21 protein-coding genes are annotated in these 17,596 nt (G+C 66.6%); 8 read left to right on the plus strand and 13 right to left on the minus strand.

Translation table 11 applies throughout. The features are described 5' to 3' along the window. Positions 1 to 11: 11 nt before the first annotated feature. Genes ACR4XW_RS04175 through ACR4XW_RS04185 form a run of 3 tightly spaced genes read right to left on the minus strand, consistent with a single transcriptional unit; the run spans position 12 to position 2,702 of the window. Positions 12 to 938, minus strand: a complete 927-nt coding sequence (locus ACR4XW_RS04175; protein WP_434759244.1) for an NAD(P)-dependent oxidoreductase — start codon at positions 936 to 938, stop codon at positions 12 to 14. After that, complete coding sequence (locus tag ACR4XW_RS04180; protein ID WP_434759245.1) at positions 935 to 1,846, minus strand: VOC family protein; 912 nt, start codon at positions 1,844 to 1,846, stop codon at positions 935 to 937. The genes ACR4XW_RS04175 and ACR4XW_RS04180 overlap by 4 nt, the downstream gene beginning before the upstream one ends. 7 nt (positions 1,847 to 1,853) lie before the next feature. After that, positions 1,854 to 2,702 carry a class II aldolase/adducin family protein gene (locus ACR4XW_RS04185; protein WP_434759246.1) on the minus strand — a complete coding sequence of 283 codons (849 nt, stop codon included), beginning with the start codon at positions 2,700 to 2,702 and terminating at the stop codon, positions 1,854 to 1,856. 118 nt (positions 2,703 to 2,820) lie between these two features. Here ACR4XW_RS04185 and ACR4XW_RS04190 point away from each other — a divergent pair, with 118 nt between their 5' ends. Genes ACR4XW_RS04190 through ACR4XW_RS04225 form a run of 8 tightly spaced genes read left to right on the plus strand, consistent with a single transcriptional unit; the run spans position 2,821 to position 10,612 of the window. Next, positions 2,821 to 3,213, plus strand: a complete 393-nt coding sequence (locus ACR4XW_RS04190) for a VOC family protein (protein WP_434759247.1) — start codon at positions 2,821 to 2,823, stop codon at positions 3,211 to 3,213. Next, a complete protein-coding gene (locus tag ACR4XW_RS04195; protein WP_434759248.1) occupies positions 3,210 to 4,403 on the plus strand; it encodes a thiolase C-terminal domain-containing protein in 1,194 nt (397 codons plus the stop codon). Before ACR4XW_RS04190 ends, ACR4XW_RS04195 begins: the two co-directional genes overlap by 4 nt. After that, positions 4,400 to 4,813 (plus strand): Zn-ribbon domain-containing OB-fold protein, encoded by a 414-nt coding sequence (locus ACR4XW_RS04200; protein WP_434759249.1) that lies wholly within the window; start codon positions 4,400 to 4,402, stop codon positions 4,811 to 4,813. The genes ACR4XW_RS04195 and ACR4XW_RS04200 overlap by 4 nt, the downstream gene beginning before the upstream one ends. After that, complete coding sequence (locus ACR4XW_RS04205) at positions 4,803 to 5,597, plus strand: enoyl-CoA hydratase/isomerase family protein (protein ID WP_434759250.1); 795 nt, start codon at positions 4,803 to 4,805, stop codon at positions 5,595 to 5,597. The genes ACR4XW_RS04200 and ACR4XW_RS04205 overlap by 11 nt, the downstream gene beginning before the upstream one ends. Positions 5,598 to 5,605: 8 nt before the next feature. After that, positions 5,606 to 6,796, plus strand: coding sequence for an acyl-CoA dehydrogenase family protein (locus tag ACR4XW_RS04210; protein ID WP_434759251.1), 1,191 nt, complete (start codon positions 5,606 to 5,608; stop codon positions 6,794 to 6,796). Continuing rightward, positions 6,793 to 7,797, plus strand: a complete 1,005-nt coding sequence (locus tag ACR4XW_RS04215) for a hotdog family protein (protein ID WP_434759252.1) — start codon at positions 6,793 to 6,795, stop codon at positions 7,795 to 7,797. The genes ACR4XW_RS04210 and ACR4XW_RS04215 overlap by 4 nt, the downstream gene beginning before the upstream one ends. Before the next feature lie 3 nt (positions 7,798 to 7,800). After that, complete coding sequence (locus ACR4XW_RS04220; protein WP_434759253.1) at positions 7,801 to 8,955, plus strand: acyl-CoA dehydrogenase family protein; 1,155 nt, start codon at positions 7,801 to 7,803, stop codon at positions 8,953 to 8,955. A 52-nt stretch (positions 8,956 to 9,007) separates the two neighbouring features. After that, positions 9,008 to 10,612 carry an ABC transporter substrate-binding protein gene (locus tag ACR4XW_RS04225; protein ID WP_434759254.1) on the plus strand — a complete coding sequence of 535 codons (1,605 nt, stop codon included), beginning with the start codon at positions 9,008 to 9,010 and terminating at the stop codon, positions 10,610 to 10,612. A gap of 30 nt (positions 10,613 to 10,642) precedes the next feature. On the opposite strand, the gene ACR4XW_RS04230 is transcribed toward ACR4XW_RS04225, so the two are convergent. The 10 genes from ACR4XW_RS04230 to ACR4XW_RS04275 form a co-directional block, all read right to left on the minus strand. Beyond that, positions 10,643 to 11,428 carry an SDR family oxidoreductase gene (locus ACR4XW_RS04230; protein WP_434759255.1) on the minus strand — a complete coding sequence of 262 codons (786 nt, stop codon included), beginning with the start codon at positions 11,426 to 11,428 and terminating at the stop codon, positions 10,643 to 10,645. Then, the gene (locus tag ACR4XW_RS04235) at positions 11,428 to 12,546 is read right to left on the minus strand and encodes an NAD(P)H-dependent amine dehydrogenase family protein (protein WP_434759256.1); all 1,119 of its coding nucleotides are present in this window, start codon (positions 12,544 to 12,546) and stop codon (positions 11,428 to 11,430) included. The genes ACR4XW_RS04230 and ACR4XW_RS04235 overlap by 1 nt, the downstream gene beginning before the upstream one ends. Positions 12,547 to 12,724: 178 nt before the next feature. Next, complete coding sequence (rplQ, locus tag ACR4XW_RS04240; protein WP_434759257.1) at positions 12,725 to 13,351, minus strand: 50S ribosomal protein L17; 627 nt, start codon at positions 13,349 to 13,351, stop codon at positions 12,725 to 12,727. A 47-nt stretch (positions 13,352 to 13,398) separates the two neighbouring features. Beyond that, complete coding sequence (locus tag ACR4XW_RS04245; RefSeq protein ID WP_434759258.1) at positions 13,399 to 14,412, minus strand: DNA-directed RNA polymerase subunit alpha; 1,014 nt, start codon at positions 14,410 to 14,412, stop codon at positions 13,399 to 13,401. Between the two features lie 118 nt (positions 14,413 to 14,530). Beyond that, positions 14,531 to 15,136 carry a 30S ribosomal protein S4 gene (gene rpsD, locus ACR4XW_RS04250; RefSeq protein ID WP_434759259.1) on the minus strand — a complete coding sequence of 202 codons (606 nt, stop codon included), beginning with the start codon at positions 15,134 to 15,136 and terminating at the stop codon, positions 14,531 to 14,533. Positions 15,137 to 15,159: 23 nt separating this feature from the next. Continuing rightward, positions 15,160 to 15,564: a 30S ribosomal protein S11 gene (gene rpsK, locus ACR4XW_RS04255; RefSeq protein ID WP_434759260.1), complete on the minus strand. Its 405-nt coding sequence runs from the start codon at positions 15,562 to 15,564 to the stop codon at positions 15,160 to 15,162. A gap of 15 nt (positions 15,565 to 15,579) precedes the next feature. After that, on the minus strand, positions 15,580 to 15,951 hold the full coding sequence (rpsM, locus tag ACR4XW_RS04260; protein WP_434759261.1) for a 30S ribosomal protein S13: 372 nt from the start codon (positions 15,949 to 15,951) through the stop codon (positions 15,580 to 15,582). Positions 15,952 to 16,124: 173 nt separating this feature from the next. Beyond that, positions 16,125 to 16,238 (minus strand): 50S ribosomal protein L36, encoded by a 114-nt coding sequence (gene rpmJ, locus ACR4XW_RS04265; RefSeq protein WP_434759262.1) that lies wholly within the window; start codon positions 16,236 to 16,238, stop codon positions 16,125 to 16,127. Between the two features lie 78 nt (positions 16,239 to 16,316). Further along, positions 16,317 to 16,538, minus strand: a complete 222-nt coding sequence (gene infA, locus ACR4XW_RS04270) for a translation initiation factor IF-1 (RefSeq protein WP_434759263.1) — start codon at positions 16,536 to 16,538, stop codon at positions 16,317 to 16,319. A gap of 144 nt (positions 16,539 to 16,682) precedes the next feature. Further along, positions 16,683 to 17,567: a GTP-binding protein LepA gene (locus ACR4XW_RS04275; RefSeq protein WP_434759264.1), complete on the minus strand. Its 885-nt coding sequence runs from the start codon at positions 17,565 to 17,567 to the stop codon at positions 16,683 to 16,685. Between the last annotated feature and the right edge of the window lie 29 nt (positions 17,568 to 17,596).

The raw sequence follows: 17,596 nt of genomic DNA on the forward strand, positions 1-17,596 counted from the left end.
GTACCGCTCCCTCAATAGCCCCGGTCGAAATCGACCACGTTCTGCAGCGGGTCGCCGGCGATCCAGCGTTCGAGGTTGTCCACGAAGGTGCGTTGCATGTTGTCCCAGACCCGGGGCCCGCTCCAGGACACGTGCGCGGAGAAGCGCACCTTCGGGTGGTCGTAGAACCAGTGCCCGGCCGGCAGCGGCTCGGGGTCGGCCACGTCCAGCGAGGCCGCCGCGAGTCGGCCCGAATCCAGGGCCCGACGCAGCGCGTCCTCGTCGATCAGCGACCCGCGGGCCACGTTCACCAGGTGCGCCCCCTCCGGCAGGTGCGCCAGGAAGTCGGCATTGACCATGCCCTGGGTCTCGGGTGTTCCGGGGGCGGCCAGCACCACATGGCTCGCCCGGTCCAGCAGCTCGGCCACCGAGCGGGTGCTCTGCACACCGTCCATACCCGAGGGCCCGTCGCTGCGCCGCAGAGCGCTGAGCTGCACCTCGAAGGGCAGCAGCCGGGCGGCGACCGCCTGCCCGATCGAACCGAAACCCACCAGGGCCACCTTCTTGCCGGCCAACCCACCCAGCGCCGGGGTACCCCAGCGCTCGGGCGGCTCGGTGGCCCAGGCATCGGGCAACCGCTTCTCGAAGGCGAGAATCTGGGCGACGACCCATTCGGCGATCCAGGTGGCGGTGGCTCCGCGGCTGCAGGTGACGACCTGGTCGGTCACCAGTTCGGGACGGAATCCGTCGATTCCGGTTCCGGCCAGGTGAATCCATTCGACCCCGCGGTCGAGCACCTCGGCGAGATTCTGGGTGGCCCGCATCGGCGTGAAGAGCACCGCGCCGCGCACGTCGTCCGGGATCTTCTCGTTCGGCGGTACCTGAATCACCGTGACGTCGGGGAACTGGGCTTCGACCTGGTCGAGCGGGCCGACCTGGCTGAGCACGGTCACACTCATGCCGACTCCTCGCGCTTCTGCAACGACTCCGAGCTCAGCCCGCGGTGTCCCCACAGGTCGCCCGCGGCGTCCTGACGGACGTGCCAGGTGCGCTCATCGATCAGCAGGGCATCGCAACCCACTTCGACGTCGAAACCGGAGGGTCCGCGCATGTAGAACGACAGCATCCGGTCGTTCTTGTGCCGACCCAGGGAGGCGGTGATCTCGTAACCCCGGTCCATCACCCGGTCGAGCACCTTGCCGACCTGATCCACGTCCTTGAGCTGGACAGCGATGTGGTGGGTGCCCCGGGACGGGCCGGCGCAGCTGATCGCCACACTGTGGTGTCGTGGGCCGGAGCGCAGGAAGTCGACCCCGCCGTTCTCGCCGAAGCGGATGTAGTCGCTGACCCGAAATCCCAGGCCCTTGCGGTACAGCTCGAGCATCGGCTCGGGGTTGGGGGTCATCAGCACGACATGGCCGAAACCGTGCTCGGTGAAGAAGTCCATCGATTGGGGGTGGGCTTTCGGGGCACCGTCGATGATCGCCCCGTAGACGAACTCCAACTCGATCCCCTCGGGGTCGGTCAGGGTGACCATCCGGCTCACCCCGCGGCGGGCACAGACCTCGGCCTCGGCCTCCCGTGGTTCATGGCCGGCGGCTTGCAGTTGGGACACCAGATGTTCGAGTGCCTCCTCGTCGCGGACGTCGAAGCCCAGCGTGGTCAGGCCGCTGTTGCTGCCCTGCTTCACCCGGTAGCGGAAGGCCCGGTCGTCGGCCTTGAAATAGGCCTCCTCCTCATTGCCGAAGACCACGGGGCTGCCGGTGACATCGGACATGCCCAGCACGTTGACGCAGAAGTCGCGCCACACCTCGAGGTCGTCGACCTCCAGGCCCATGTAACCGATGCCGTCGAAATGGAAGTTCATCGAATCCTCAATCCTGAATGTCGGGCGAGTTCGCCATCACGTCTTCGTAGAGGCTCTGGAAGCCGAGCCATCCCGCGTAGTGCGTGGCGGTGAGGGCGTTGGTGTCCATCGCCTCGGCGTCATTCAGCACCCGGTACGGACGTCCCGTCGCCTCCAGCCGCATCTGCGACTGACAGACCTGATCGAAGAGCACGAACCAGAACACGGCCTCGTCGACGCTGTGACCGGCGGTGAGGTGACCATGATTCTCGTGCACCACGACGGTGACGCCGCCGGCGGATCGGGATTCGCGGGCGAAGGCCTCACCGAGCTTGTCGGCCACTTCGAGGCCGGTGACCACGCCGTCGAATCCGCCAACCAACTGCTGGGCCTCGTAGAAGGCACAGGCATCCTGACTGGTCGGTTCGATCAGCCGTCCGGTCGCGGCCCAGGGCCGGCCCCACGGGGAGTGCGAATGGCAGGCCGCCTGCACCTCGGGGTTGTGGTGATGGATCCGGGAATGGATCGCGAAGGCGGCCCGGTTCACCGGCTGGTTGCCCTCCAGGACGTTGCCGTGCTGGTCGACACAGATCAGGTCGGAGACCTTCATCAATCGGAAGGCCTTCGACAGCGGGTTCACCCAGAAGGCCTCCGGGTCCTCGGGGTCGCGCACGGTGATGTGTCCGGCGATTCCGGTGGTCAGCCCGAACTGGGCCAGCACCCGGAACCCGGCGGCCAGGCGCAGTTTCCGGTAGGCCCGCTCCTCCTCGTGGGTCGCGAAGGTCGGGCGCTTCAACACCTCGCGCGGGTTGAAGGGATCGGGCGCGGCGGCGCCGTCCCCTCCTTGGGCTGTGGCGTTGTGGAGCGTCTCAGTCATCGTGACCTACCCATCGAATTTGGTTATTGCCGCATTTCGCTATGCCGTGTAGTGTAACTATCGATTCGAGCTCCCCACAACCCCCTCCCGCCGGGAGCAATCGAGAGGACGGAAAACCTTGTCAGTACTGCGATGCGAAGTGGGGCTGGTTTCCCGCGACGAGAACCTGGTGCGCTTCTACCGGGATGTCTTCGGTCTGGGCGACCTCGGATCGGCCGACACCCCGATGGGCACGATCCATCGATTGGGGCGCGACGCCGTGATGATCAAGATCGCGGTGCCGAACCAGACCCCGCAGGCGTCCTCCCGCTCGTCCGCCTTCGGTGAGGTGGGCCTGGGCTACCTGGCGATCTGGACGGCGGAGGATCTCGACGGTGTGATCGGTCGGGTCCGTGACTTCGCCGGCGGCGAGGTGATCCGGGAGCCCTTCGAACTGCGGCCGGGGGTGTGGACCTCGTTGGTGACCGATCCCGACGGCAACACCATCGAGGTCATGCGGGAGAGCACGTGACGCCTGCCCGACCACCGCTCGCTGACCGGCACCCCCTGAGCAATGTGGGAGTGATCGCCGGGATCGGGCACACCGACTACGTCCGGGGCACCCGGCGCAGCACCCTGGAACTGCAACTCGAAGCGAGCCTGACCGCACTCGAGGACGCCGGGCTGAGCGCCGACGAGGTGGATGCGGTGATCCCGAACTCGGTGTCCGGGCGCGCGGCCGAGGAGTTCATCGACAACCTCGGGCTCAAGGATCTGAAGTACTCCGCCACCCATCACACCGGGGGTGCGAGCGTGATTTCGTCGATCCAGACCGCGTGTATGGCGGTCGCCACCGGGCAGGCCTCGGTCGTCCTGGTGCCCGCGGGACGGCGCGGATACTCCGGCGAACGGGTCTCGGCCGGCCGGGCCGGCTCCCCGGTGCGCGCCAATATCGACGAGTTCGAGGCCCCGCACGGCCATTTGAATGCGATGCAGTGGTTCGCCCAGGCCGCCACCCGGCACATGTACGAGACCGGGCTGAACGAACTGCACCTGGCCGAGGTCGCCCTCACCATGCGCCGGCATGCCCAACTCAATCCGGGGGCCTACTTCCACGGCCGCCCGATGACCCTCGAGGACTACCTCGGTTCCGGGTGGGTGAGCACCCCCTTCCGCCGCTTCGACTGCTCCCTGGAAACCGATGGGGCCGCGGCGGTGGTGATCACCGGCGCCGACCGGGCAGCCGACCTGCCCAAGCCGGCACCCCGGATTCGCGGTATCGCCCAGGGGCACGCCTACCCGTCCACCTCACTGATCCAGAAGGCCGACCTCACCGTCGTCGAAGGCCTCGCCCACGCCGGGCGCCGGGCCTTCGAGATGGCCGGGGTGAGGCCCGCCGACATCGATCTGGCCCTGCTGTACGACGCCACCACCTGGTTCGTGCTGGTGAGCCTGGAAATCCTGGGCTTCTGCGAACGCGGGGCGGCCGGGGAGTTCGTCGCCGGGGGCCGGATCGCCCTGTCGGGTGACCTGCCGGTCAACCCGCACGGCGGGCTGCTGTCGGAGGCACACGTCTCCGGCATGAACCACGTGGTCGAGGCCGTCCGGCAGTTGCGCGGTGAGGTGCCCACCGAGCGTCGGGTCGCCGACGCCGAGCTCGCCCTGGTCAGCAACGAGGGGCACTTCTTCGAGGGTGCCGTGATGATTCTGGAGGCGGCATGAGCGAACAGCCGGACGACCGCCCCAACACCTTCTGGGACGAAACCCGCCGCGGCCGCTTGGCGGTGCAGCAGTGCACCGGCTGTCGGCGCCTGCGGCACTATCCGCAACCGCTGTGCCCCGAATGTCGGTCTGCCGAGTTCACCTGGTTTCCGGTGACCGGCAGGGGCCGGGTCCACACCTGGACCACGACCCACCGCGCCTTCACCGAAGCCGACCGGGGTCGGGTTCCGTACACGGTCGCGGTGGTGGAACTGGACGAGGGCCCCCGCATGGTGGCCCGGATACCGGGGGAAGCCGACATCACCTTCGGCACCCCGGTCGAGGTCTGCTTCGAAACCGGCGATGACGATCGCCGGCTACCGAACTTTCGCATCACCCCCGACGAAGGAGTCGCCGACGATGGCCGATGAAGTACTGCTGCAGGTCGAGGACGGGATCGCCACGGTCACCCTCAATCGGCCCAATGCCCTGAATTCCCTGAGCGCGGCACTGTGCACGCGGCTCCGCGAGGTGTGGGCGGAGGCGCGCAGCCGGGCCGACATCTCGGTGGTGATCCTGACCGGGGCCGGGTCGAAGGCCTTCACCGCCGGCATCGACCGCTCCGAGATTCCGGTCAATGACGGCGAGGCTCCCCCGTACGACCCGTTCACCTACGACGACATGCTCAACATGATCGGGCCGAAGGCGAATGACGTGTGGAAGCCGGTCATCGTCGCGGTGAACGGGCTGGCCTGTGGCGGGGCCTTCTACCTGCTCGGCGAGGCCGACATCGTCATCGCCGCAGAGCACGCGACCTTCTTCGACCCGCACGTCAGTTACGGGATGGCCGCGGTCTACGAACCCATCCTGCTCTCGGGTCGGATGCACTTCGGTGATCTGGCTCGGATGTCCCTGACCGGCCTCGGCGAGCGGCTCAGCGCCGAGACCGCCTGCCGCACCGGCTTGGTGAGCGAAGTGGTGCCGGCCGAGGAACTCCCCGGGCTCGCCCAGCGGATCGCCACCGCGATCGCCGCTTCCCCCACCGTGCCGGTACAGGCCACCGTCCGGGCCCTGTGGACCGCCCGGCGCCACGGGCTGACCGCCGCCCTGGATTCGGCCAATTTCCTGCTCGGTGCGGGCAACCAGCGCGAGTTGCTGCGCCGAGGACAGCAGAGCTTCGCCACCCGGCAGCGCCCCGAGAGCATCACCCGCTAGGAGAACCGATGGACTTCACATTCAGCGCGGAAGAAAAAGAGTTCGATCGCCAGGTCAAGGAGTTCCTGGACGGGGAGCGGCAACGCGACGATGCCCACCTGATCTTCCGTCCGTACATGGACACCTTCGCCTCGGCGGCCAGCGAGCCGGCCGGACGCGAGTTGATCAAGCGTCTTGGTGCCCGGGGGTGGCTCGGGCTGACCTGGCCCGAGGAGTACGGCGGCAAGAACATCCGCGGCGCCCAGGAGTACCTGCTCAACGAGCGGCTCGCCCAGAGCGGAGCCCCGCTGACCGGCAAGGGCGTCGGCCTGATCGGCAAGACCCTGATGAACCACGGCAGCGACGAGCTCAAGGACTGGTTCCTGCCCCGGATTCTGCGCGGTGAGATCGACTTCGCGCTGGGCTATTCCGAACCGGACGCCGGGTCGGACCTGGCCTCGCTGAAGTTGCGGGCCACCCGCACCGAGGGCGGCTGGATCCTGAACGGCCAGAAGCGGTTCACCACCTCGGCCCATTTCGCCGAGTGGTACTGGGTGGCCGCCCGCACCGACCCGGAGGCGAAGAAGCACGAGGGCATCACCCTGTTCCTGGTCGACCTGGACGATTCCCGGCTCACCGTCCTGGAACAGAAGACCCTCGGCGACGAGCGCACCAACGAGGTCTTCTTCGATGACGTCTTCGTGCCCGACTCCCATGTCGTCGGCGAGGTGAACAAGGGCTGGACCTATGTTCGCGAGGCGCTGGCCTACGAGCGGTTCACCATCTACGCGGTGGGCTGGCTGGAATCGAAGATGCAGATGATCGTCGACTGGGCCCGCACCCCGGACGTCGACGGTGAGCGCCCGGCCGACCGGCCCGATGTGCGCTCCGGCATCGTCGACCTGGCGATGGACCTGGAGGTTGCCAGGCTGCTGCTGCTGTATGTCACCGACCAGGGGTTGAAGGGCAAGGTGCCGTCGATCGAGGCCTCGATGTGCAAGCTGGCCCTCACCCACCTGCACCAGAAGATGGCCCGGTTCATGTCGCTGCAGCTCGGCCCCGAGGCGGTGCTGAAGAGCGACGCAGCCGGTGCGGTGGCCGACGGCTTCTGGGAGACCTCCTACCGGGCCACGGTGAACGTCACCGTCGGTGGTGGTTCGACCGAGATCCAGAAGAACCTGCTGGCCCGGCTCGGCCTGAAACTCCCGGTGCGGTCATGACCGCCCCCGACGCCCGATCCGAGGAACTCCCCGAGTCCGCTCGGGAATTGCTGCGCACCACCCTGGAGCGGCCGGCACCGGCCCCGGTGGATGCCTACTCGATAATGGCCTGGGCCTCCGGGGTGCGCGACGGCGGCGCGAGCTACTGGACGTCGGCCCCCGGTGAGCGGCGGGCCCCCGCGGTGATGGCGACGACCTGGTTGGCCGGGCCGCGCTGGTCACCGCACGAACAACAGGGCAGCGGCCTGAGCCTGCACCATGACCTGAAAGCAGCCCTGGGCTATCCCTTCGCCGTGGTGCGCAGCATCGACAACCGTTACGGGGCGCCGGTTCACGAGGGCGATCTGCTGACCTCGCGCTATGCGATCAAGCGGGTATCGCCGGAACGGCCGATGCGCCGCGGCCCGGGGCGCACCTGGGACATCGGCGTGGAGATCCGCAACCAGCGCGACGAGATCGTGGCCGTGACCACCTGGGGCTTCTCGGCCTACCGCCTGGACGAATCGGCTGCGGGTGCCGAATCGAAAGCCGAAGCGAAACCGGCCGCCCAGCCGGAGCAGATCGACGGCGAGCCGCTGCCCTCACTGGAGGTGCCGATCGACACCTCGACGGTGATCCTGAGCGCCCTGGCCAGCCGCGATGTGACGGCCTTTCATCATGACCCGGCCGCGGCCCGTGCGTCCGGCATGGAGGACATCATCGTGAACACCCCGGCCCGGCTCGGGTTCCTGAGCCGCTGGCTGGTCACCGACACCTGGCCCGACGCCCGGTTGTGCCAATTGCGGCTGAACCTCAACCGTTCCATCCACCCCGGCGAGCATCTGACCCTGTCCGGGCGACAGACCGCGACCGAACAACTCAACGATTCGGTGCACCGCCGCGACGTGCGCTTCACCGAATCGACCACCCACCCGGTCGGCCATGGCACCGCGACGGTGCTGACCGGCGCGGGCGCGTGGGACATCCCCTGGACCGACCTGATCGACACCGACGAAAGGTGAAACATGGATCTCGAACTCGATGCCGATCTTGAGGCTCTCGCCGAATCCGTGCGGGACATGTGCACCAAGCACTACGACACCGACATCGTCCGGCAGGGCGAGGACGGGCCGGGAGTGCTCCCACCCGAGGTGCACCAGCACCTGGGCCGGATGGGTGTGCTCGGTATGCGAATCGACCCCGACTTCGGTGGTTCCGGTGGCGGCATGGTCGAGACCGCGGTGATCAGCGAAGAATTCGGCGCCGCCCTGATTCCGATGTCGGTGCTGGTCTCGAGTGTGCTGGTCGCCGAACTGGTCAACGACCTGGGCACCGACGACTCCCGCACGCAGATCCTGCCGAGGCTGGCCGACGGAACCCAGATCGCGAGCATCGGCTGGGCCGAGCCCGGACGTGGGTACTCCCCCGCTGCCATGACCAGCACGGCCGAACCCGAGGGGGACGGGATCCGGCTGCGCGGTACCAAGTCTTTCGTGCACTGTGCCGCACAGGCCGATCCGCTGTTGGTGGTGGCGCGGCACCACCGCGGGGAGGGCTACGGGGTCTACGCCGTACCGGTGGCCGAGGGCACCCTCGCCGAGCAGAACACGATGGCTCGCGAGCTGCTGCATCAGGTCGGCTTCGACCTGGTCGTGCCCGCTTCGGCCGAAGTCACCGCCCGTCCGGTGAGCGCGGCCGAACTCGAGGCCGTGCTGGCCACCTTCCAGGTCGCGCTGAGCGCTTACTGTGTCGGCGGCATCCGGGAGGTGCTGCGGATGACCCGCGATTACGCCGCGACCCGGGAGCAGTTCGGCAAGCCGATCGGTTCCTTCCAGGCCACCGCCCATCGGGTCTCCGACCAGTTGGTCGACTATCACTCCGCGCGGCTGTTGGCGTACCAGGCAGCTTGGGCCAAGGACCGGGATACGCCGGCGGCGTTGACCCTGGCGTGGATGGCCAAGCGTCGCGGTTGCGATCTCTACCGCGCGGTGACCGCGAACGGTCAACAAGTTTTCGGCGGCATCGGCTTCATCACCGATGTCGACGTGCAGCTCTATTACCGGCGAGCGAAACAAGTTCAGATGCTGTGGGCCGAGCCCCATTACGCCGATGAGCAGCTCGCCCGACTCATTCTCGACGACGACGGCCCCGGCCTGCTGCCGGCGATCATCGAACGTTGAGCCCTTCGGCGCCCGTCGCCGTGCTTTGTGTATCGCTTGAAAGGACTCATCCATGAAACGACGGATAGCTCGTGGCACTGTCGTGTTGGTCGGGATACTCGCGCTGGCCGCCTGCGGCACGGTTCGGGGCACCGACGAGCCGGAAACCAAGGATCCGGCCAACTCCTACGAACCCGGCATGCACGTACAGGAGCCGCCCTCGGATCCGGTCGACGGCGGCACCCTGACGATTGCGGAGGTGAGCGAACCCCGCTCCCTCGATCCGGTTCAGTTGATCCCCACCGGTTTGACCGGCGGCACGGTTTTCACCGCCGTCTACGACCAACTGCTGCGCTGGAACGAGGTCGAGCAGAAGTTCGAGCCGCGCCTGGCCGAGTCGGTGGAGCCCAATGACGACTTCACGGAGTGGACGATCAAGCTTCGTCCGGATGCGAAGTTCTCCGACGGTAGTCCGGTCAATGCCGATGCCGTGCTGGGTTCGTTCACGTACTACTTCGAGAACAAGGGCTACGACCTCGGCGTGCTCGGCCCGATCTGGGGTGGGGCCAAAAAGGTCGACGAGCACACCGTCCTGGTCACCCTGAAGAAGCCCTGGGCGACCTTCAACATGTCTCTGGGCAAGGGGCTCGGCTTCATCGTCGCTCCGGCGGCGATCGCCGGCGGCAAGGACAACTTCAAGCCGATCGGTGCCGGCCCGTTCGTCGTCGAGTCGTACAAGCCGCAGGAAGAGATGGTGCTCAAGGCCAACCCCGAGTACTGGGACGGCAAACCCCATCTCGACAAGGTGCGTTTCGTCTGGCTGGGAGCCAACCAGACGTCCTTCGAAGCCCTGCAGTCCGGTTCGGTGCAGTTGGCGATGCTGCGCGACTTCAAGGTGATCGAGCAGGCCCGGGAGGCCGACGTCTCCGGCTGGATGGAGGTCGAGAACCAGGGCAACATCATCGTGCTCAACACCGCCGACGGTAAGCCCGCCGAGGACGTGCGGGTGCGCAAGGCGATCGCCCACGCCATCGATGCCGAGGCTCTCCACGACCGGGTCTACGACGGGCTCGGCATCCCGTCCAAGCACTTCTTCGGACCCACCTCACCGTGGTACCAGGAGTCCGCCGAGGCTCCCGCCCATGACCCGGACGAGGCACGCAAGCTGCTCGAGGAGGCCAAGCAGGACGGTTTCGACGGCCAACTCACCATCACCGCGAACTCCGCGCCGATCATGCGCGAGCAGGTGCTGATGCTCACCAGCCAGCTCGAAGCGGTGGGCTTCGAGGTGAAGTCCGATCACCTGCGGACGGTGGTGGAGCTGACCGTGAAGGTCTTCGTCGAGAAGAACTACGAAGCCTCCAGCACCTCGGCCTTCCTCACCAACACCGACCCCTACTGGCGGATGCACATGTTGCTGTACTCGACCTCGCCGGGCAATGCGTCGAATTTCAAGGACCCCGAGACCGACGCCCTGCTGGACGAACTGCGGGGCAAGCAGGGTGATGACCGCCGGGAGACCATCAACAAGCTCGAGAACCGGTTGCTGGATCAGTTGCCGGTGGTACCCCTGGGCGGGGACATCTCCTTCGCGGCCTGGAACAAGAACGTCTTCGGCGTCGGGGTGTCGAACGACATCATGCTGACCCTCGACAAGGCATGGATCGCCCCGAAGTGATGTGAGCAAGAGTGGTTCCACCGACAACTGTCAGTGGAACCACTCTCCGGCATTGGTACCGATACTCTGACCGGTCACCGGCCGCGCCAGCGGGGAGGCCAGATAGGTGATCGTCCCCGCCATCTCCTCCGGCCCCGGGATGTAGCCCAGGGCCGTATTGCGACAGGCCTCGGCATGGACGTCCTGGTACGAGCGGCCGGACTGTTCGGCCCTCAGCCGCAGGTAGCCCTCCACCTGTTCGGACCAGATCATGCCCGGATGCACCGCATTGACCCGGATCCCCTGCCCACCGAGTTCCTGGGCCAGGGTTCTGGTGACCCCGGACAGGGCCGCCTTCGAGGTCGAGTAGGCGGCGAAACCGTCGATCACCTTCCAGGCCTGCAGGCTGTTCACCATCACCACCCGCCCGTCCCCGTGCCGGCTCAACAGCGGCACCATCGCCCGGGTCATGTTGAGGGTGCCGAAGAGGTTCACCTCGATCACGCTGCGCCACTGATCGAAGTCGCTGTCCAACACCGTGGTGCGGGGCCCGGAGAGGAAGGCGTTGTTGACCAGAATGTCGCCGCGGCCGAAGTGCTGCTCGGCCGTTGCGGCGACGTGGGCGCAGGCGTCCGGATCGGTGACGTCGGCGGACACGCACACCGCCTCCCGACCCAACGCGCCCAGCTCCTCGCGCACCTGTTCCAGGAAGGTCATCCGCCGGGCGACCAACACCAGGTTGCACCCGTGGCGACCGAGGTCGAGCGCGACCGCGCGGCCGAGCCCGGGGCCCACCCCGGACACCACCGCGGTCAGGCCCTCGAGCGTCCCGGGCATTACCGGGCTGTTCCCTGTTCGGCCAGCCAGATCGGGCTGTAGGGCTGCCCCGGATCGCCGAAGACGTTGCCGCGACCGGGCACCAACCCGAAGTCGAGGACGCTCTTCAACCCGGGCGGTAGGTTGTCCAAGTACGGCACGACAGCCAGCCCGCGCCAGGCCGAGAGCACGCAGCCGCCGGTGTTGCCGTCCCCGTCGGGGCCGGTCAGGCCCGTCCAGGAATTGATGTTCGGGTTGCCCTTGATCTCGACCCGGTAGCCCTCTTCGGTGGGCCAACCATCGGGCACCACGTCGGCGGCCATGAAGTTGAAGTGTTCGATCACGATCTTGGGTTCGCCGCCCACCATGCCGCTCAACCGCCACCGCAGCGCACCCATGGTGCCGGCCTCGATGTCGGGCAGTCCGCCGGGCATCGAGATCGCGCGGTCGGTCGGGAGGCGTTCGACGTACTCCTCGATGTCGTCGAGTTCGATGCCCAGCCCGGCGGCCATCGCGTCGATCGGTCCGCGCCAGGTGGTGCGCAGGGCACCGGGTCGGGCCGCCGGCGGCACCACGTCCATCGGCCCGCCCCAACCCTGTGCGTCCATGAAGTTGGCGTTGAAGAAGGTCGAGTAGTCGAGTACCTCGGTGACCTTGATCGAGTCGACCCGAGCGCAGCCGCCGGCCAGGGTCAGGGGCAACAGGTCGCTGAAGAAGCCCGGCTCGACGCCGGTCACGAACATCGACCGGCCACCCTCCGCGCAGGCCGCGGCCAAGGGTTCGGTGAAGGCCTTCGGTGCCGTCGGTGGGTACACCAGCGGCGGCAGACAGTTGGAGATCACGTGTTTGCCGGCGCGCAGCGCCCGGGCGCAGTCGGCCACCGCGTCGGCCTCACGGAAGGCACTGTTGGCGAAGTAGGCCACCACATCGGCGTCCAGGGCGAGTACCGCATCGATGTCGTCGGTGGCGATCACGCCGGTATCGCCCGCGCGGCCGACGATCTCGCCGGCGTCCTTGCCGATCTTCTCCGGAGTGTGCGCGATCATGCCCACGAGTTCGAAATCCGGGTGGTCCAGTACCGCGGCAAGCCCCAACTTGCCGACATATCCCGACCCCCACCAAATGACCCTGTGCACCATCTCGGCACTCCTCGCGTTCGCTCCGGCTTTCGCTCACGATGACAGAGCCCGGAGCATTACGCAACGATTCGTAGCGTAACCTTCCATTGACCGGTAGCCGGGGGCGGGTTTTCCGGGGACGAAGAACGGCGCCCACCCCGGTATGGGATGGGCGCCGTTCAGACAGGTTCGGACGAAATCAGGCCTTCTTGTCGTCCTTCTTCTCGGCCTTGTCGTCGTCCGCGTCAGCCTCGTCAGCCTTGGCCTCGTCAGCTTCGTCGGCCTTGGCGTCGGCGTCCTCGGTGGTTTCCTCGGCTTCGGTGGCCTCGGTCTCCTCGACCTCGGTTTCCTCGGCGGCGGTCTCCTCCGCAGCAGCTTCCTCGGCCTCGTCCTTCTTCGCCTTGGCCTTCGGTTCGTCCTTCTTGGCGGCCTTGGTCTCGTCCTTCTTGGCCTTCGCCTTGGGCTCGACCTTCTCGGTCACCAGTTCGATGATCGCCATCGGAGCCTTGTCGCCCTTGCGCAGACCGATCTTGGTGATCCGGGTGTAGCCACCCTCACGACCCTCCATCATCGGGGCGATCTCGGCGAACAGAATGTGCACCACGTCGGTATCGCGCACCGTGCGCATCACCTGGCGACGGTTGTGCAGGTCACCACGGCGGGCCTTGGTGATCAGCTTCTCGGCCAGCGGACGCAGCCGCTTCGCCTTGGCCTCGGTGGTGGTGATTTTTCCGTGCTCGAACAGCTGGGTGGCCAGGTTCGCCAGGATGATCCGTTCGTGCGTGGGGCTGCCGCCGAGGCGGGGGCCCTTGGTGGGAGTAGGCATGGGTTCTCCAGTTTCTCAGTACTGGTCGAGCAGTACTGGGGTCGTTCTCAGCACTGCTCGGTCTCGGCGTAGTCCGCGTCGCCCTGGTCGTCGATGTCGTCGTACATCGCGTTGTCGAAGCCGGACATGCTGTCCTTGAGGGCCAGGCCCATCTCGTGCAGCTTCTGCTTGACCTCGTCGATCGACTTGCTGCCGAAGTTGCGGATGTCCAGCAGGTCCTGCTCGCTGCGCGACACGAGTTCGCTCACGGTGTGGATGCCCTCACGCTTCAGGCAGTTGTAGGAGCGGACGGTCAGGTTCAGCTCCTCCACCGGTAGCGCCAGGTCGGCGGCCATCTGCTCATCGACCGGGGACGGGCCGATCTCGATGCCCTCGGCGTCGACGTTCAGCTCGCGGGCCAGGCCGAACAGCTCGACCAGGGTGCGGCCGGCCGAGGCCAGCGCGTCGGCCGGGCTGATCGCCGGCTTGGTCTCGACGTCGACGATCAGACGGTCGAAGTCGGTGCGCTGCTCAACACGGGTGGCCTCCACCTTGTAGGTCACCTTCAGCACCGGGGAGTAGATCGAGTCGACCGGAATGCGTCCGATCTCGTTCTCGACCGGCTTGTTCTGAGCGGCGGAGACGTAGCCACGGCCGCGCTCGACGACCAGTTCCATCTCCAACCGGGCCTGGTCGTTCAAGGTCGCGATGTGCAGCTCGGGGTTGTGGATCTCCACCCCGGCCGGCGGGGCGATGTCGGCGGCGGTCACCGCGCCGGCACCGGCCTTGCGCAGGTACATCACCACCGGCTGGTCCTCCTCCGAGGACAGCACCAGGCCCTTGAGGTTCAGGATGATCTCGGTGACGTCCTCCAGGACGCCGGGCAGGGTGGCGAACTCGTGCAGGTTGCCGTCGATCTTGATGCTGGTCACCGCAGCCCCCGGAATCGAGGACAGCAGGGTGCGACGCAGGGAGTTGCCGAGGGTGTAGCCGAAGCCGGGCTCCAGGGGCTCGATCACGAACCGGGAGCGGTACTCGGAGACGACCTCTTCGGTCAGGGTCGGCCGCTGAGCAATGAGCATGAGGGTTCCTTTCCGCACCAACCGCTATTTGATGGTGCGATCCACACCGCCCGGCGCGGGCACGCAGGGCGGTTCGGCCGGGTCCGATGGCGGCTGCCACCGAACCCGGCCGGTCAACTCACTTGGAGTAGAGCTCGACGATCAGCTGTTCCTGAACGTCGATGGTGATCTGGTCACGGGTGGGCAACTGGTGGATGAAGATCTTCATCTGGTTCGGACGGGCTTCCATCCAACCGGGCACCGAGCGCTCACCGTGGGTCTCGCGGGCCACCACCAGCGGGTGCAGGTTCAGCGACTTCTCGCGCACCGAGATGATGTCGTGCGGGCTGACCCGGTAGGAGGGGATGTTCACCTTCTTGCCGTTGACCAGGAAGTGGCCGTGCACGACGAGCTGGCGGGCCTGACGACGGGTCGAGGCGAACCCGGCGCGGTACACCACGTTGTCGAGGCGGCTCTCCAGGATCTGCAGCAGGATCTCACCGGTCTTACCGGGGAGGCGGTTCGCTTCCTCGTAGTAGCGGCGGAACTGCTTCTCCAGCACGCCGTAGGAGTAACGAGCCTTCTGCTTCTCACGGAGCTGCAGCGAGTACTCGGAGTCCTTGGTGCGGGCGCGGCCGTGCATACCCGGGGGGTACGGACGACGCTCGAAGGCCTGGTCGTTGCCTACCAGGTCGGTCCCGAGACGACGGGACTTCTTGGTCATTGGGCCGGTGTAGCGGGCCATGTCTGTTCAGTCCTTTCGTTGTCTCAGACGCGCCGGCGCTTGGGCGGGCGGCAGCCGTTGTGCGGAATGGGGGTCACGTCGGAGATCGGACCGATCTCCAGACCGAGGGCACCCAGCGAGCGGATCGCGGTCTCGCGACCCGAGCCCGGGCCCTTCACGAATACGTCAACGCGCTTCATGCCGTGCTCCATGGCGCGGCGACCCGCGGCCTCGGCAGCCATCTGGGCGGCGTAGGGGGTCGACTTGCGCGAACCCTTGAAGCCGACCGTGCCGGCCGACGCCCAGGAGATGACCTGGCCGTTCGGATCGGTGATCGCGATGATGGTGTTGTTGAACGTCGACTTGATGTGGGCCTGACCGGCGATAACGTTCTTCTTTTCCTTGCGGCGCACCTTCTTGGCGCCGCCACTGCGTCCTGCAGTAGCCATGTGGTTTCTCCCCTACTACTTCTTCTTCTTGCCGGCCACGGCCTTCTTCTTGCCCTTGCGCTGACGCGCATTGGTGCGGGTCCGCTGACCACGCACGGGCAGGCCACTGCGGTGGCGACGGCCCTGGTAGGACCCGATCTCGACCTTGCGGCGGATGTCGGCAGCGACCTCACGGCGAAGGTCACCCTCAACTTGGTAGTTCGCTTCGATGTGGTCACGCAGCGCTACCAGCTGATCTTCGGAGAGCTCGTGCACACGAAGCTCACCGCTGATGCCGGTGGCTGCCAGGGTTTCCAGGGCGCGGGTACGACCGACGCCGAAGATGTAGGTGAGTGCGACCTCCAGGCGCTTGTCGCGCGGAAGATCGACACCGATCAAACGTGCCATGAGGCGGGTTCCTCTCTGGGTTGGCCAGCTCTTTGCCATCGAGCTGCGAAGGTGTCTGGCGCGTCGCGTCCCCGCCCGCCATGAGCAGGGCCCCGGCCTTCGTCCGGGGGTGGTTCCGCCGGCCTGGCAGGCCGACGGGGTTTGCGTCCACGCTTTGTTGAGTTGTGCTGCGATCAGCCCTGACGCTGCTTGTGGCGCGGGTTGTCGCAGATCACCATCACACGACCGTGCCGGCGAATCACCTTGCACCGGTCGCAGATCTTCTTGACGCTCGGCTGAACCTTCATCGAGCTACTTTCTCCGATCGGCGCCGGGCATGAAGAGGCCATGCCCGGTATGGGTGGATGGGTCTGTCTTGCTGTGGATTACTTGTGCCGGTAGACGATGCGTCCGCGGTTGAGGTCGTAGGCGGAGACTTCCACGACCACGCGGTCGCTGGGGAGGATGCGGATGTAGTGCTGCCGCATCTTGCCACTGATCGTGGCCAACACCTTGTGGCCATTGGCCAGCTCAACACGGAACATCGCGTTGGGCAGAGCCTCAACCACGGTGCCCTCGAGTTCGAGTGCTCCCTCTTTCTTCGCCATGAATCCCCATCTGTGCAGTTGCACGCGTCGACAGATCACCGGCACAGGTGACCGAGGAGACATATTACACGCCGACGCCCCAACCACCCAATTCGACCGGAAGGTGTGCTAACAGCGGACGCGGCGCCCGCTTCTGTGCCGGAGTCAGACCGCCGTGCGGACGTTACCCAGACCGTGTTCGCGGTACATCTCCACCGATTCGCGCAGCGCCTCGAGGAAGTAGGGCGGAAACTCCATCCCCTCCCGGTTGGCCCACAACACCCGCGCCTCGAGGCGGCCGATCTCCTTGGCGTACTTCTCCAGGTCGGCGTCGACCCCCAGGGTGGCCATCACGCTGCCCATGTCCTGCTTGTACCGGGGCAGGCCATTGGTGCCGACCAGGTTGTACGAGACGCTGCGCAGCACCCGGGTCAGCCACAGTTGCCAGGGCTTCAACCGAAAGGTGTGCACCATGTACTCGGCCGACATGCGGTAAAAGGCGAAGTGGCCGGGCTCCTGACGTTTGATCGGGGTGATCACGGTGTCGACCATCGCCTGCTCACCCATCTCGGTGAGCCCTTCGGTGAAGGTGTTGTAGGCCAGCACGGCCTGACGCTCGGTGCTCGCTCCGGTCAGGTAGTACATCAGGCGGGACACGTCCTGGATGCCCCGGAAACGCCCCAGGGCGCCGAGCATCTTGTACTTCCAGTTGATCGTCAGCATCGGCTCCGCGGGCAGCATGCCGATGTCCTGGGCGAGTTGGTCGAGGATGATGCCGTGCTGGATCTCCTGCGGCTGCCACACGTCCTCGTAGAAGAACCGGTCGTTCTCCTCCACGTCGGGCAGCACGGTCAGCAACTCGAGGACGTTGCGGTCGACCTCGAGTTCGACGCGGGCCAGGTAGGCGAGCAAATGGCCGTAACGGGTTCGCACCAGGTCGGGGTTGTTGACGGTGCGGTCGATGGAGCTCAGCGGGATCGGCGGGTACAGCTCCCCGAGCCGCGCGACGTGATCATGGATCTTGGTCAGCGTGATCTCTTGACGTGCCACGGGCCCCATACTAGAGCGGTTCTGCGGTA

This window comes from Pseudenemella bisphenolivorans, assembly GCF_051133435.1.
Classification (GTDB): Bacteria; Actinomycetota; Actinomycetes; order Propionibacteriales; family Propionibacteriaceae; genus JAAYAO01.